The following is a 15,998-nucleotide window of genomic DNA, read 5'->3' as shown; positions in this document are numbered from 1 at the left end:
AAATAACTTAAATAAGTTACGATTGTTATTAACGATACACTTAAAGACTCAACGAGATCATTGTGACCATTAAACAATTAGTACTTATTACCGCAGCACTAATTCCAACTTTTAGTGTTGCCGATACTTACCAAGGGAATACAACTATTCAATCTTTCAGCAAAGCAAAGAAGCACATGCAGAGAGATATTTATACCAATAAAGATCACATGGAAACGCTTTATTGCGGAGCCTCTTTTAATAAAAATAAGTACATAGAATTACCTAAAGGTTTTACAACCGAAGTACACAAGAAACGTACCGAACGCTGGGAAGCAGAACATATCATTCCTGCCGAGAACTTTGGACGAGCTTTTAGCGAGTGGCGTGAAGGTAACGAAGTCTGTGTAGACAGAAAAGGTAAGGACTTTAAAGGCCGTAAGTGTGCAGAAAAAGCGAATAAAGAGTATCGTTTGATGCAATCAGATCTATACAACTTATATCCAGCCGTTGGTGCCGTTAATGCAACACGACAAAATTATAACTTTGGGATGTTAGCTAACACCTCAAATAACAGTTACCGCACATTTGGTAGCTGTGAAATGATCATTGATTCTAAAGGTAAGAAAGCGCAGCCACCTGAACGTTCGAGAGGTATGATTGCACGTACTTATATGTACTTTGAAGCAGCTTACCCAAAATACAAAATGAGCCGCCAACAACGTCAATTGATGGAAGCCTGGGATAAGCAATATCCTGTCACTAAGTGGGAATGTGAACGATCAAAAAAGATTGAGAAAGTACAAGGTAATAAGAACTCTATCTTAGAAGAACGCTGCAGTTAATAGTTACACAACTTACGTAAGTTGCATAAATTGCATAAGTTGTGTAAGTTGTGTAAGTTGATTTTGTTTACAATCCAGCACGCCAATCAAGCTGTAGCTTCAATAACTTTTTAGAACTTCTATAAGCCTTAATTTCTTTATAAAATTCTCGACCAAAAAAACAACTAGAAAAGAAAAATAAAACCCATACAATCCATATAAACTCATAACCATAAATATCATTTAAATATTCTTTAAAATTTTCAGGGAAAATAAAATATGACAGAGAAGAAACAAGGTATAAAATAGCAATCAACCCGATGATTGACAGGTAAAAATAATATAATAAAAGAGAATATTTATTTTTATATCTACGTTTATACTCTAAAGTGAAACTTTCACTATCAAAGTCAGATATATCCCGAAAAAATTTCTTTGATAATCGATACTCATCTATTACAACAAACGATTTAGGAATAGTTAAGAGATATTTAACAATATCAGGATGAACTTTATTATCACCAATTATGGCCTGATAACCTCTAGCAATTACATATTCGTTTTCCAACGTATCCAAATCATTAAGAAAAGATTTAGCCACGTTAAAGTCATCTATTGTTTTTGTTCTCTTATGTTGCCTGAAAAAATAAAAACTACATAAAACAGAAATTGTTGTCGCAATAACTGAAACAAACTTAAAAATAAAAATATAACTCATAAACAACCTTTAAATCCTTTTTAAATAATCACTCAATGTACTTGGTGCAACATCTAATAACTTTGCAGTAGCTCTAATTCCTAACCCCATAGCCCGATACTTTTCTATCTGTTCGCGTTTATCATCGAGCTTTAAGCGTTTGGCAGGTCCTTTCGGGCGCCCCAATATTTGCCCTTTAACTTTACGGGCCGCTAACGCTTCTTTGGTTCGCATTCGGATAAACTCACGTTCTATTTCACCGGCTAACCCTAAGATGGTGGCAACAATTTTGGCTTGCATAGAACCATCAAGCTGCATGTTCTGTTTAGCAATATGGACGCTGATTTTCTTTTCCATACACAGTTCTAAGATCTCTAATACTTGCAGCGTGGAACGTGCCATACGGGTTACTTCAGCAAAAATGATCACATCGCCTTCAGATAACCCTTCTAACAAGCCCCCTAAACGCCGCTGACGCCATTTTTTTGCCCCAGACACACAATCCTCTACAAAAACCAAGTTACTCAGCCCTAGGCGGTTTGAGTACTCTAAAATGCCATGTTTCTGGTTGTTTACGTCTTGGGTATCACCTGATACCCGCAAATAAGCGTAGTTAGCCATGATCATTCCTTGATTGGACAAGAAACATCACGCTAAACAAACAGGAGAAATTGCACCACAAGGGAAGAAGAAAATTGCGATGGTGTATTCTAATTGGGTTGTTTACCCAATCAGCGTACACCCATAAGACAGAATTAGCGCAGAATAGGCCAGTTACCCAATCAGCGCACACCCGATACCAGCCTTAAAAGCAGCAAAGTGTATTCTAATTGGGTTATTTACCCAATCAGCGTACACCGTTAATAGGAAAAACAAGGGAAGATAGACGACAATACCCAATCAACGCACACCATAAAACAGTGATATACGTCACAATGGTGTGTCCTAATTGGGTTGTTTACCCAATCAGCGTACACCTAATCATCTAGGATAGATTTTTCTAAATTATTGGTCAGCTTCTTAGAACGCTTGTCAATGCAGTAATACTGCTCACCGTTCTTGGTCATGAAAGAGCCACTCAAAAAGCCAATAGACTCTAATTTCTTTAAGCCTGTTTTGATCTTACGGTTAGCTTCTTTAGTGCAACTTTCCAAACGTAAACGCTCACGTAAGCGAGTAAATGACACTGGAATAGGATTTTCAGGCAAGGCCAATAAGTACAGATATAAACACTGTGCCACTTCGGCGCGAGGTAATTTAGACAGCACTTTCATACTGACTAACACTTGGTAATCAAGACGATAAAGATCCCATAGGGATTCATCAGCCATTAGCTCAACAATATCTTCATCACCGTCATAACTGGCCTTAAGCAACATACCAGTGTGTACGGCCTTTTCAGCCCCTTTACGACGAAAGGTTAAGCTCTGGCTTTGGATACGCTCTAAGGATTCCCCAATTTGACGACGTAGGTTTTTATCAAAACGGCGGCTAGGGTAGCCACAGTATTTGGCAAATTCACTGAATTTGAGGCGGATGATGTTAGATGATAAGCCTAATTTGCTAAAGGCTAAGACAATGCCACACCACACTTTGAAATCGGTTTCGACATTAAGGCGAGTGCCACGAACAGTGACAGAATCATAACCTTCTTTCTGACATAGCTCTAAGTTAGCCAGATCAGAAGTTAAATCCATCATGTTACCGCTATTGATGTTAACTTTACGACCAACAGGCGTGAAAACACCAGTACGTAACAATACGTTAGGCTGAACACTGGTTGATGTGCTTGATACAAGCTGCAATTCTGGTGTCGGTGCTACTTCCGTGTGCGGTAGAAGGGTCTTATCCTGAGCCATATTGTCCACATACCTTAAAATTCAAACCCAATTAGAATACACCACTTTACCCAATTAGAATACACCCACAACCCAATTAGAATACACCCATAACCCAATTAGAATACACCCCACTCCTCTGTAGCCCTTGGTACATAAGGGCTAGCGCGATCAGGGATCTTTATAGGATCTATATAGGATCTATATATTGGATCTATTCACTGAATATGTGGATAACTCTTCGAGTTAACACACATACTCAATGAACAAGCAAAAATTAATTTTCTTTTTGTTTTTCTAACAGAGCAATTTGCGTTTTTTCGTCCTGTGCTTCCAGTAATGCCAAAGCAGCTTTTACCACTTGTGAACGATTGCAACGGAACGAACGTACTTTCAGCGATAATTCATCAACCAGCTGATCTTCATGTTCAGTTAGAGAGAAAGTCACACGCTTAAACTTCTTTTCACGCTTAGAAGTTGTTTCTTTGGTTACGATTTTAATTTCAGCACCACTGGCAAAAGCATCAATTTTCTCTTGCTCAGTCACACGTTCACGTTTTTTAACCACGGAATACCTCCTCCATTAATGCGCTGATCTCGGCTTTAGCTTTTGCATCTTTCCATTCAAATACCGATTTACCTTCTGCCACACAATCACGGAACGCTTTACGATCATAAATAAGTGTTGTGGCCATACCGAACTCTGGAAAATCAGAGAGGTATTCTTTGGCGTCATCCGCTTCTTTGATCACAGGGTTAGTCGGACACATGTTTAGCACCAAGTAACCTTTTAGTTTCGGATTAATGTCTTGTGCTTGTAAGAACACATCGGTGAGGTGTGGCAAAGTGTCTAGATCATATTGCGATGGACGAGAAGGAGAAAGCAGCACATCGGCAATCACCATACCGGTACGAAGTTCACGGCTATCACGTCCTGCAGTATCGGCAACCACGTAATCGTAATGGACTGCCAAATCTTTCAAGGTTTGGTTAATGTTGCCTGACGCTTGTACGTGAGGGATATGTTTTAGGGTTTCTTGCTCCTGGCGATCTTGCGCCCAACGAACGGCAGAGCCTTGAGGATCGGCATCAACCAAAATCACATTATGACCTTGATTCACTAACCAACCAGCCACGTTTACCGCTAAGGTGGACTTACCACAGCCGCCCTTTTGGCTACCAAGCAAAATAATCTTTCCCATCATCTTCCCTTACGTAAATTAAGTAACTTTGGTAAGTGTAATAACTTACGTAACTTATGCAAGTTAAATAAATGCAAGAATTGAAGTTATAGTGCGTTAGATTGTACGAGAGAAACATCATTACCCTGTAACTCATAAAATACGTTTTACATTGCAACAAATACACTGATCGCGCTATCTCAAAACGTAACATAAGTGACTGTTTTTATTTTGTAATGTGATTGGCTTGTTTATAGCGAAAGGAGCCATTAACGCAGAGCGATAAGGACGGTCGATAACCTTTGTCACTGTTGGCGCAGTGCAAAAGGAATACATAGGGAAGTGAACAATCCCCTTCATTATGCTGCTTTGATGCAGTCGTATCAACTCGTCCTCTACGATGCTCATCACAAAAAATAAGGTAACGTATTCAGCCTTTGTCGTTGCGGGGAACACTACGCCAGCGACATTAAATAAATGGGTGGTTATTGGTTTTCAGCACAATAAAAAGTAATGGAATACGTGACAACGTAATGCCGTCTTGACGGGGACGTACAGCATTTATGGTGCAGTTAAGTGCTGTGATAAACAGGTATGGCGTAATGGGTGATCACACATTACCAATTATTTTAGATGCTTGGTTGTTAGGTCTGATTGATGTCATTCGACACACACAAACCAACCAAGAAATGAAAGGGAGTAACGCCCCGATCTGCAGCGGTACTGGCGAACCGTGCGACTATGCCCAGCCCAAACTAATCTGTCGCAGAACAATCGCACCTGATAACGCATTACATTGAATAGCCAACACGCTTAAAAGCACTCAGAAGATGGAACGGTTTTTGATTGATGCTAACGCATAGGTATGGCATCACCCAGCCCCCGTCTAATGATTACTATTACCTGTACGAAATAAACGACCGTTATTTTCGAACAATCTTTTTCATCAGAACACTACTACACATCATAAAATTGTTTACCCCTTATGTTGCTCCGCTTCGCTTCGCAAGCGTTCGGAAAAAACTGCGGTTCTCCGAACGCTAAGTTTGCGTTTTTTCCCCGAATTTTCCGCTGACAAACGGCACAGTTGCAGCACAGGTTGAAGCACACCGAAAGCCGCACTGCGCCTTCGTTTTTTGCAAAATGCATACGTTAAGCTGAGTTTTTATTTCGGGGGGAATAATGCGATTTCTCAAACTGCGCACTGACAGCAAACGCCAGCGTAAAGACGGTAGCCGGTACATCACACCACTGATCGTCGATGCACCACGCAAGTTTGCCCCAAGCCACCGCAGACAAGAAACCTGCATTCGCCGCAAAGAGTGTCAGTTGATCACAGGGGCTCACGACTCAGGGAAAAGCCGCTGGTTACTGCGCCTTAAAGACAACCGTAATGAGATTTGGGGCAAGAAAGCCCAGCCCGTAGTGCTTGAAGGATTAATGCCGCTCTCTAGCTGGATTGAAGTGAAAGGGATCGACAAATGGTACAGCGAACGCGAAACCGAAGAAGAAAGGCCCACACCATGGCACAAACTCAACTTGCAGTTAAAAGCCGAGCTGCTGGCTGAATACCTGCTTGAAACCCAAGCCATGCTATTCATTGATGACGCCCACAAGCTAACAGGCCGTAAAGCCCAAATAGCCAGAAAGTGCCTTATCTCTGCCAAGTTATGGATCATGACGGCCAGTGAAGAAGGCCGTTTGCCAGCCTCCATTCGCCCGATTGTCGAACGTCGCGATCCGCAACGTACCAACCTTGAAAGTGATGTGAGTTACGACACCACCAAAGCCCTGATCTGGTTTTTAGTTGCCATGTGTGTGGTTGCTGGCGCATGGGAAGCGGGTGCCGTGATAGGTGGATTACAAATGTTAGGTAGCGGAAGGAGATCTACCCGTGCAGATTAGAGCCATTACCACTGCCACTTTATTGCTCACACACCTTTCCTTAAAAGCAGATGAGGGGACAGAAGAAAGCGCATGGCCTATCGACTTACCTTGGCAACAACCGAGCGAACAAGCCCCGAATATTCAACCGTTCGAGCTACCAACCTTAAAAGGCGAGAGCCCTGATTTTCATAGCGCGATTCCAGCAATACAAGGGGCGCCCAAGGTCGATCCCGATACCATTTACCACGTAATTACCCGCTGTTACCCCGAAAAAACCAAATTCAAAATAGACGTAAACCTTGTGGCAGGTATGCGCAGCAGCGTCGACCAATATGATCCCAGCGATTGGCCTGACATAACCGATCACTACATTGGCATTGTTGGGGAAATGCCGCTCTATTCCACTACCGAACAATCCCGTGAAAGAGAATGGGAGCATAAACGTCGTGTCGCCACTGCCAAACAGGTGGCTGATTTTGTTCAAGCCTTAGCGAACCGTAACTACGCCTACCGTGAAATGGGGTTATACCTGGCAATGGAAGCCCGATCCCAAGCACGGGTAAAACAAGGTTTGGCCAACATTACCGAACAAGTGGGATTTTTAGAGAAAGTGGCCGCAGCACAACGTGACATTTTAAAGCACGAAGCCCAAGTAATAGAAAACCGCCTTGCACTGATCTCGATGTGTGACAACGGCACCAGTGAACAAGTAAACCAGTACCTTAAAAAAGTCGCCTACCTACCGCCAGCCAAAAGCAATAAACAAGGTAACAGCCAATGAAATGGCTCAACCACACCTTAATCGCAGGGGCACTGTGTGCTGTGGTATCGCCCCCACACGTCGCAGCCTGTGTGGCAGGAGCTACCGCCCCCGATTGGATGGAATATGTTTCTAAAGCTTTGGGTAAGCCCGTTAAACACCGAGGACCGACACACATCTTCACCCATTGGCTAATAGCCGCGATCACCTTCACCTTTGTTTGGGATTATCACGGCCTGTTAATGGCCTTTGCATGGGGAGGCGTCAGCCACATTTTAACCGATGCCATGACAGTAAGCGGAGTGCCGTTTTCCCCTTACAGCGATAGACGATTTCACTTATTTGGTGGGCGATTTCGTACCGGCGATCCGATTGAATACGCTATTTCTGCTGCGGTAATTATCGCTTGTATTGGGGTTAGCCATATCACAGGCAGTGGCAGTTTTAGCCCGTTCTTCTTCGATTGGGGCAGTTATTACAACCAAGGTTTAATAGATGCAGCCGAGTGGAAAGCCAACCGCTTTAGACTGATTTAAGTTACATAACTTATTTAACTTATGCAAGTTACATAAGTTACGTAAAAAGGATTTAATACTATGAAAAATAAAGGATTAACCTTACTCGAATTAATCATCACCATTAGTGTATTGAGCATCATCATCACCATGGCTGCCCCGAGCTTTAACAACTTATTTGCCAGCAACACAATGAAGCGTACCTCTACCGAGCTACGTGGTCTGATCGTTGCTGCTAAATCTGAAGCCGTGATGCGCGGCACCGATGTGTACCTTCACACCATAGGTTTAACCAGCACCAAAACCCTCACCGATAATTGGTGCCTAATTGCCACCACCGATGCCACCATTACCGATTGTGATCACAGCAATGTTTTATACAAAGTCGACGGTAGCCAAATGACAGGGCTGAACATCCAACGTGACGATAACTACGCAACAATCCGAATAGATAAGATGAATGGACAGCCTGATTTTAACAACAGCACACTACCCATAGATTGGATCACGTTCGAGAAAGAAAGCGGCAAAGCCCTAACCATGCAAATGAGCTGGATGGGCCGACTCTATGAATGTGGTGAGGGTGGGGAATGGTATGGGGCTGAGGCGTGTTGATATGAAAAAAGCCGCTAAAGAGCGGCTTTTTGATGTTAAGCATCATTTCTAAAAACTTTATTAACATCATCTGTTTTTATAACATTTATATTTTTTATTGTACCTTGCATCTTATGTTTTATAAGATCCATTATTCTTGCTTCAGTGTCATTCTTACAAATAACTAAATAGGTATAATCTGGCTCAATATCTAATCTATTTCTTCGACATAGTCTTTCTATAGTAGCAATAGAACCACTCCATTTCTGGGATAACTCAGCTCTTATTGGAGAAAAGCACTCTTTCTCTATATTTTTAGATAAATTTTTAGGTAATTTTTTTAAATCTTTTTCTTTCTTTAATTTTTCAGTTTTTTCTTTTACTAATGAAAAATAGCACTCACTTTGATCTCTTAAATCACTAGCCTCAATAATGATAAATTTATCATCATCAATATGAAGATAATCACCTTTATTTAACATATTATTAGTGAATCCTAACGCCACAGATATTCCATCATTGTCATCTAGCTTAATAGCATGAAAACCTGCTTTTTCAAACTCTCGATCCTTTCCTCTAGCATGAGAAATTTCACCCATGAAATCTTCTAAATTTATTTGCATCAATTTATACCCAAAAGCAATAATTTCATTTGTCATCCATATAAAGTTCGAAATATGATGATGATAATGTTGCCCTGGCTTCTTTTACTTGTTCATAAGGGCATGAAGAATCAAATTCAAGCATTGTTCCATCATTATCAATAAAATTAACTGATAACAAATCATCAATATTTTTATCAACAAACTTTTTGAAATACACTTCAATATACTTCAATATTTCAATACTATGAGTATTAATAATTACATTTACGCCAAACTCTGAAAGTTTAATTAATGATTTAATCATTAATACTTGCCAATCAGGGTGAAGGTTTGTCTCAGGCTCATCAATAAAGATATAACTTCCTTCATTAACGACATTATTTGCAATTAAAGTGTTCAACATACCAATGTTTGTCATACCAAATGAAACTAAGTTTTTTGATATTTTATTGCTATCCCCTTCAATAAAACTTAATTCATTATTTTCAATTTTAAATTCACCATTTAACTCACTTTTTATCTCATTATAAACATCTGGATAAAGTGTGACTTCTTTACTTTTTAGCTTTAATGATGAATCAAGATCAAAGAAATACTTTGGAACACCAGAAAGGTAATTGTTACCAGACTTCATTTTGGCTTCAATTAATGCATCTCTAACACGCCAATATGCAGGTGATTCAAAGAAAACTGATTTAGGTTTTTTCCTAAAGAAATCAATCGCCTCTTTTCCTAAAGCCACACGAACGTTATCATCTTCATCAATAGATATTTTAAATAATTCATCACATGATAAACTAACTTCCTTGGATTCATAATGAATTAATTCACTTACATTTTGAATTTGAAAGTTTTCACGAAGTTCATCTTTAATTTTATCACTAAGAATAGCATTATACGTACTATCTAAACCATCACACAGAAGCAATAAGAATGGGAAATAGTTTTCAGCATAATCATAGTAATTATTACTTAATTCCTTTATATCATTAAATTTTTCTTTAAAGTTATGATTTAGTAGTAATAGGTGTTCTCTTAAAATGGTAATATCATTATTTTCCAATTCAAATTCTAGTTCACATTCAATATCTAATGTTTTTTGAACATCTTCAACACTACTAATTAAACTATCAAAATCACGAACTAAATTAGGATTAGAAATAAACCCTTCAGTTTTTTCTAAAATTTTCTTTTGGAATAAAGAAATATTTTTAAATTCATTTAAACTGTTATAAATATATTTCTTTACTGAATAGTTCTCAATTGAACTAAATATTGAATATAATGACTTAGTAAAAAAACTTTTACCTGTGCCATTTTGACCAGTAATTACGGTAAATTTATTTATCTTGAATGTTGCATCTTTAATCTTACCAAGATTTTCAACCTTAAACTCAAGCACTTTTCGATCCTAAAAAATTAATACTATTAGTAATTTACGACAAATTAATTAAATGAGCAAAATATAAAATTTTTATTACTTTTTCACCACCCTCGCTATTGTCGCCCTGCTACACCCTAACTTCTCCTGTATCTCTGAGTAACTACGCCCAAGGCTTAACTGATCTCGTATATCTTGATGCAATGACTCATTCACACGGCGCCCACGGTACTTACCTTCCGCTTTGGCTTTCGCAATACCTTGCGCTTGTCGTTTATGGCGAGTTTCGTAATCATCACGGGCCATCGCTGCACCCAAATCCAACATAAACTCAGTTAAGGCCAAGGTAATGCTATTTTTCTCCCCCGCACTGAACACCGCATGAGTCATAGGCTGATCTACCACCACAATCACCAAGCCTTTTTCCATGATACGGGCTTTTAAGGTTTTCCATTCCAACCAAGGTAAACGAGTAAGACGATCCATCTTTTCAATCAGTAACACATCACCGGCTTCGCTATCGTCGATCAGTTTGTTGAGTTCTGGACGTTCCAATTTGGTACCGGATTGGTTTTCGATGTAGTAGCCAGCAATACGACTACCAAATTTGGCGCCAAAGGCTTTGAGTTCTTCTTTTGCTCGTTGGGCATCTTGCTCGGTAGTTGAGGCACGAAGGTAAGCACGGATCAGCATGGTTTTCCCTAAACTGGTTTAATTTAAGTTAGTTTCTCAAATAAGTTTAGTATAAGTGGTTTCGCAAATGAAGCGGTAAGGGTTGAGAGGCTGTGGGAAGTAGTTTCGTTAGGGTATAAGTAAAAGAGACCTAACTGCTTTTCACCCAAAAACCGCAATACAAAACGCAGTGATTAGCCACTTGTAGCATTTTATTTTAAGAGATAATTAATAAAATTTAAGCCGCTGAATAGCGGCTTAAAAAGCTTAATTAGCTCTCGTCTCTACAAGCGTTTCTAGATAGTCTTGGCAATGCAATTCTCCATCAATTGAGTCTATGCCAAGGATAAAACGTAGGTATTTGATGGACTGTTTAGTAAGGTCATCCAACTCCCAGTTTTGACATTCAAGGAAAGCACTGTATGGTTTTCCTAATTGTTTGTTATATTTATATCCGTTGCCTGTCTCAAATTCAGATTCAAATGTAAATCTAGTAGCATCTACATTTTCACTTTTAGCACGTATTATCGCTTCCCAAATTTTTTCATTCAGTGTCCATGCACTATTCTTACCCCCATTCTTATCTGTTTTAGAATCTACATCGTGTAGTACCCAATGAGGAATTTTGAAGTGTGTAAGAATTTTCTGAAAAAACGGTATATTGTTTTTTGTACCACAGTTCACTACGTGCACGGACTTATTAGCCAACCCTGAAGCAACCATCCTTGCCATAAGAGCTCTTATCGCCACAGCTTCGGTATCACCTTCAACTAGAACTACTTTATCGTTAAAAAATGCCTCACACACATGGGGATTAAAGTAGTTGAGCATTTTTATGCAATCTCTTTCATCTGGTGTGAATAAGTCATGAGAAACCTGATGTAACTCATTAATTTGATCTTTATTCACACATGCTCTAACTAAAGTAGTATGAGGCTTAGAAAGATCTACCATTATAGGCGCATGCGTTGCTGCTAAAATTTGGAATTCAGAGTCATTACCTAATGTATAAATCAGATCTCTAATACAGCGGATAGCTTCAGGATGCAGATAAAGTTCAGGTTCTTCTATGAGCAGAATCCTAGACTTTACTGCTATATGTTCTTGATCCTTGTTTGTGCCACGATCAAACTCAAAATTATGCGCTTTTCGCTGTTTAGCTGTCTTCTTAATTTCTTCTAGCTGCTTTGCTAGTCCCCTAAGTGCACTGATAATGAACTGTCGTCGTACTCCATGACCATGAGTCATAAAGTCCATCTCTGGTTTACCGTCTTGGCCGATGCTGACTACTGTACTTTTTTTAAATAGTTCAGAGATGTTAGTATTACCCTCACTCCCCAACAAAAATTTCAATGACGGAAATACTTCGGATAAAGCTAAGTTTAGATTTTGCTGTATTTGCTGAGAATATTTACTATCAGTTATTTCTTTCTCAAGCTTTTCAACAGCTTTAATAGCCTCTAAATAAACAGGTTCGCTTGATAGAGATTTTAAAATTGTTTCTTGGACTAGACTTTGCAACAAAGCTAATATTTCTTCAGGAGCGGTGCTGCCTCTTATCCAAACAGGCGTTGGACAGGCATTTTGCAATAAGGTATCCATCCCGCCAGCACCGCCGTTACTCCATTCCTTTAATGGATCTTTTGTTTCTTTACTTCCGACAGCATCCTCAGAAAGCCATTTTTTTCTAACTTTTGCGATCCCCTCTTCATCCCACAATTTTGTTAAAGCTTTGTGCTCCCTATCTACTTCTGTTTCCGCTTGTACCCATGCCTCAATTTCAATCGGCTTAGATATATCTTTCCCATGGAAGTCATTTAGCTTTGCTTTTCTACTAGCAGTGACCAACATGTCGTAAGCTTCAAGGATTGTGGACTTTCCTGCATTGTTTTCACCACAAATAAAAATGATATTATTACTATCAAATTCAACCTCAACACCGTCACCATCAGCACCAGTGCCAATCCCACGAAAGTTCTTTATTTTTAGTTTCTTAAGTCTCATAAAACACCACAACCAATATTAAATTAGTAGTATATTAATATTAAATAAGGTGTAAAAATGCATGTACTTATCACATAGTCAGCTAAATATATTACAAGGCATTTCTGCCATAACAAAAAATCACTTTTCTCTACTTCCCAACTTGACGTTTATCTATACAATCCAGCCCTACGTCGTATAGAAAAATAAAAGCAATGAACAACACTAACGAATTTCACTTACTACTAAAGCAAAACCGTGAAGAACACGGTATGACGCAAGTCGATGCTGCTAAACACTTAAAGGTAGCAAGGCAAACCTACTTAGATTTAGAGTACGGAAAAACACTGCCACGACTAGATACACTCTTAGCAATATCATCGCTTTTTAATAAAAGTGTTGCCTACTTTGCAGGAGAACGCCCCTCATTAGATGGGTTTAATACCATGGAGTTATTTGCAGAACTTCAACAACGGTACACCAAACAAATACCGATCATCTCGAACGAAGTGATGAACGAATCATGATAAAAAAGCCTGCGCTAGCAGGCTTTTTTATCGCTTTTGATCTTGCTTTACCACAACGACAAGCCCCCCGTAGACCGCCCGATAACCCCAGTAAATAAAGCCTGTAACCAGATAGGTAAAGCCAAAGACGTAGACACCTTTTGTTGGCTCTGAGCGGGATACCCTGGGCGGGCGGGGGAGGTTGTGGGAGTCGATGTGCGAAGCGCGAGATAATTGGCCCGCAAGGCCAACACTGCAGACGACCAACGATCACAAAAAGCAAAATGCCACCGAACTGACGTGAATGTTTGCAGGCAACGCCTGCTAGGGTGCAGCCACGCTGCGCCTTTGCTTTTGATGTTCGCTTGTGGCTAAAGCGATCACCGATGCCAAACTGAGCGCGGAAAATTTAACATAATTGCCGTTTTATGCGTTGTGCCCAGTGCCCGCCAGCTTGCTGGGGTTAGGCACGTAACATTTCGCATAAAAACCATTATGTTAAGGCTGCTTTGTTACCGAGGGACGAGGAACAAACAGCCGTAATTATGAAGCGCCAGCACCCACGAAACCCAAACGCACGGTAATGGCGAATCACAAACCTATGCCGTTAAACCTAAGAGCGTGAGCCATTACGGTGCGACAGGCTCTTGTTTGCGCGAAGCGTAAACTTCCCCAAGATTGGGGATAGGGGTTGGAAGCAAGCTCCTAAGCTAGCCAGCGGCAGAATGAATGGAAAACCGCCCCGACAACACCATGACGTTGCCTTGGTGTGAGCGATGCTTGCATTGCGGCTTTTCACACGAAGGCGTTTTAACGTGATGGTATAAGGGCGTGGTTTGAAATGAATGTCGCGTCTCGCTGGCGGGCCTTATCCTCGGAGTGTCCACAAGTGACAAATCCATCAAATAAAGCCCATATTTCAGGGCCTCGCAGGTAAAGCGATATTCAAGATTAACTAACCTGATAAATTAATATCAACAAAATACGAAACGTGTTGTAACAGTTTATATTTTTTATTTTTTATAAACTAATTTATAAATGGCTAATTTATATAACTATGAATTAAACAGATGACCATTAGTAGTAAAAACGCATATAAAAGGTTAAATGACGAACGCTTATACCAACAAATAAGTGATGAGTTAAAAAATAATTACAAACTTAATGGTTTATGGGTACAAGCCCTATCTGAAACAGAATATGATGAACAAAAAGCTAAAGCGTTATATATAGCGTTACGCTTCCAATATATTATTGATGAACAAACAATACTTGAAGAACAAACAAGGCTTGAAGAACAAGCAAGACTTAAAGAACAAGCAAGACTTAAAGAACAAGCAAGACTTAAAGAACAAGCAAGACTTGAAGAACAAGTAAGACTTGAAGAACAAGCAAGACTCGAAGAACAAGCAAGACTTGAAGAGCAAGAAAAACAAGATGATAAAATATGGTCTATTATATTTTATACGGTTATCGCCACAATTATTATCTTGACTATTATAGCCTCTTAACAAAAATAAAAAGCCCTGCTATGCAGGGCTTTTTAACACCTATCACCACTTACAACGACGTATACAACCCCGTCATTTCTGTGAAAGCATTCTCTAACATGTCGCAGTAAATCCCCGATTGGCGTGTGACTTCGATGTATTCCAGCTGACCTCGCTTTTTACGAAAGCTGATCACCGTGTAGGTATCACACGGATCCAAAATTACCCGTAACCGTGTCACTTTATTGATTGCCCCCGTATCGCTAGGTAAATCAAATTGCAGCCCAGGTTCGGTGAGGCCGACAAAATGTTTTGCGCCGGTCATGGTAATAAAACGGTTACCGCCGAGCTGGCTTAAAATGGTTTTGGCTATTGCCATATAATACGGCTCACTCATAGCGCCCCCTCCTGCTCGTAACTTTCTACCGCTTCAATAAAACATTCCAGATCGTGACAAGTACCAATCACTGGCCCTAATGCTGGGTATTGCTTAAGTACAAAGTTAAGCGCATTCACCATCTCCAACACGCTAGGGTTACATTCTCGTAGCCGGGTATAGAGTTGATGCAAACGTTTATCAATGAGGTAATCGCGGGATCTGTCACTCATCGTTGTAGAGCCTGAGTGGTGCAGCGGTGATACGCTGCTCGGTTGATGTGCCTTAGTGGAGCTTGGTGAGTGTGAGTTGGAATGTGCCATCGCTTTTCTCCTTATGAATGGTTCTCATCGCCGTTTTCGCCTAACGTTTTTCGAGGCACTGCAGGTTCTTTAAAGCAAGGGCGCGTAGCGTGTATTTCACCCTTGTTTTAGAGGTTCTGCTGTGCAACGTTACAACCCGTGAAAAAGCGATGAGAACAATAAGGAGAAAACAAAAAGCACATGGAAACGGCACCCACCTTAGCGACACTTGGCACAGCAAACGAAAGCTTTTGACCTTTAGCCCTGATTGTTACCCGAACGGGCCAAGACATTTGCGAAGTGTTGTTTTGGCTTGGTTGAACCCTTGATACAAGGGCGGAACGACCGCAGGGGAAAGGTGTGAAATAGAGCAGGAATCGCTACACAATTAGTTACATAACTTACGTT

General features: G+C 40.2%; 18 protein-coding genes. 7 read left to right on the top strand and 11 right to left on the bottom strand.

Annotation, left to right across the window (positions count from 1 at the left end; translation table 11 throughout):
• The first annotated feature begins 62 nt into the window (after positions 1 to 62).
• On the top strand, positions 63 to 824 hold the full coding sequence (locus Q7657_RS00090) for an endonuclease (RefSeq protein WP_107167493.1): 762 nt from the start codon (positions 63 to 65) through the stop codon (positions 822 to 824).
• Positions 825 to 891: 67 nt separating this feature from the next.
• On the opposite strand, the gene Q7657_RS00085 is transcribed toward Q7657_RS00090, so the two are convergent.
• From Q7657_RS00085 to Q7657_RS00065, 5 genes are all read right to left on the bottom strand, one after another.
• Positions 892 to 1,521: a hypothetical protein gene (locus Q7657_RS00085; protein ID WP_107167492.1), complete on the bottom strand. Its 630-nt coding sequence runs from the start codon at positions 1,519 to 1,521 to the stop codon at positions 892 to 894.
• 9 nt (positions 1,522 to 1,530) lie between these two features.
• A complete protein-coding gene (locus Q7657_RS00080; RefSeq protein WP_107167491.1) occupies positions 1,531 to 2,121 on the bottom strand; it encodes a recombinase family protein in 591 nt (196 codons plus the stop codon).
• A 356-nt stretch (positions 2,122 to 2,477) separates the two neighbouring features.
• On the bottom strand, positions 2,478 to 3,359 hold the full coding sequence (locus Q7657_RS00075) for a RepB family plasmid replication initiator protein (RefSeq protein ID WP_008989869.1): 882 nt from the start codon (positions 3,357 to 3,359) through the stop codon (positions 2,478 to 2,480).
• 256 nt (positions 3,360 to 3,615) lie between these two features.
• Entirely contained in the window at positions 3,616 to 3,906 is a 291-nt protein-coding gene (locus Q7657_RS00070; RefSeq protein WP_008989868.1) for a hypothetical protein, read from the bottom strand.
• A complete protein-coding gene (locus Q7657_RS00065; protein WP_107167505.1) occupies positions 3,899 to 4,540 on the bottom strand; it encodes an AAA family ATPase in 642 nt (213 codons plus the stop codon). Before Q7657_RS00065 ends, Q7657_RS00070 begins: the two co-directional genes overlap by 8 nt.
• A 1,161-nt stretch (positions 4,541 to 5,701) precedes the next feature.
• Between Q7657_RS00065 and Q7657_RS00060 the strand changes: the two genes are divergently transcribed.
• From Q7657_RS00060 to Q7657_RS00045, 4 genes are read left to right on the top strand one after another with little or no spacing between them, the layout of a single operon-like run.
• On the top strand, positions 5,702 to 6,424 hold the full coding sequence (locus Q7657_RS00060; protein WP_107167504.1) for a hypothetical protein: 723 nt from the start codon (positions 5,702 to 5,704) through the stop codon (positions 6,422 to 6,424).
• On the top strand, positions 6,414 to 7,187 hold the full coding sequence (locus tag Q7657_RS00055; protein WP_107167503.1) for a hypothetical protein: 774 nt from the start codon (positions 6,414 to 6,416) through the stop codon (positions 7,185 to 7,187). Before Q7657_RS00060 ends, Q7657_RS00055 begins: the two co-directional genes overlap by 11 nt.
• Positions 7,184 to 7,702 (top strand): metal-dependent hydrolase, encoded by a 519-nt coding sequence (locus Q7657_RS00050; RefSeq protein ID WP_107167502.1) that lies wholly within the window; start codon positions 7,184 to 7,186, stop codon positions 7,700 to 7,702. The genes Q7657_RS00055 and Q7657_RS00050 overlap by 4 nt, the downstream gene beginning before the upstream one ends.
• Before the next feature lie 60 nt (positions 7,703 to 7,762).
• A complete protein-coding gene (locus Q7657_RS00045) occupies positions 7,763 to 8,296 on the top strand; it encodes a pilus assembly FimT family protein (RefSeq protein ID WP_107167501.1) in 534 nt (177 codons plus the stop codon).
• A 35-nt stretch (positions 8,297 to 8,331) separates the two neighbouring features.
• Here Q7657_RS00045 and Q7657_RS00040 read toward each other — a convergent pair whose 3' ends face one another.
• From Q7657_RS00040 to Q7657_RS00025, 4 genes are all read right to left on the bottom strand, one after another.
• Entirely contained in the window at positions 8,332 to 8,934 is a 603-nt protein-coding gene (locus Q7657_RS00040; RefSeq protein WP_107167500.1) for a hypothetical protein, read from the bottom strand.
• Entirely contained in the window at positions 8,924 to 10,282 is a 1,359-nt protein-coding gene (locus Q7657_RS00035) for an AAA family ATPase (protein ID WP_107167499.1), read from the bottom strand. Before Q7657_RS00035 ends, Q7657_RS00040 begins: the two co-directional genes overlap by 11 nt.
• 75 nt (positions 10,283 to 10,357) lie before the next feature.
• On the bottom strand, positions 10,358 to 10,954 hold the full coding sequence (locus Q7657_RS00030) for a recombinase family protein (RefSeq protein WP_107167498.1): 597 nt from the start codon (positions 10,952 to 10,954) through the stop codon (positions 10,358 to 10,360).
• Positions 10,955 to 11,200: 246 nt separating this feature from the next.
• A complete protein-coding gene (locus tag Q7657_RS00025; RefSeq protein ID WP_107167497.1) occupies positions 11,201 to 12,937 on the bottom strand; it encodes an ATP-dependent nuclease in 1,737 nt (578 codons plus the stop codon).
• Between the two features lie 194 nt (positions 12,938 to 13,131).
• Here Q7657_RS00025 and Q7657_RS00020 point away from each other — a divergent pair, with 194 nt between their 5' ends.
• Positions 13,132 to 13,443, top strand: coding sequence for a helix-turn-helix transcriptional regulator (locus Q7657_RS00020; protein ID WP_107167496.1), 312 nt, complete (start codon positions 13,132 to 13,134; stop codon positions 13,441 to 13,443).
• Positions 13,444 to 14,492: 1,049 nt separating this feature from the next.
• Entirely contained in the window at positions 14,493 to 14,933 is a 441-nt protein-coding gene (locus Q7657_RS00015) for a hypothetical protein (protein WP_107167495.1), read from the top strand.
• Positions 14,934 to 14,982: 49 nt separating this feature from the next.
• Here the strand turns inward: Q7657_RS00015 and Q7657_RS00010 are convergent, their stop codons facing one another.
• Positions 14,983 to 15,309, bottom strand: a complete 327-nt coding sequence (locus Q7657_RS00010) for a hypothetical protein (protein WP_219908801.1) — start codon at positions 15,307 to 15,309, stop codon at positions 14,983 to 14,985.
• The gene (locus tag Q7657_RS00005; protein ID WP_107167494.1) at positions 15,306 to 15,611 is read right to left on the bottom strand and encodes a hypothetical protein; all 306 of its coding nucleotides are present in this window, start codon (positions 15,609 to 15,611) and stop codon (positions 15,306 to 15,308) included. Before Q7657_RS00005 ends, Q7657_RS00010 begins: the two co-directional genes overlap by 4 nt.
• Positions 15,612 to 15,998 lie beyond the last annotated feature (387 nt).

The organism is Candidatus Photobacterium acropomis (assembly GCF_030685555.1).
Taxonomy (GTDB): Bacteria; Pseudomonadota; Gammaproteobacteria; order Enterobacterales; family Vibrionaceae; genus Photobacterium; species Photobacterium lucens.
Note: the sequence above shows the minus strand (reverse complement) of the source record. Positions and strands in the feature narration are given on the sequence as shown.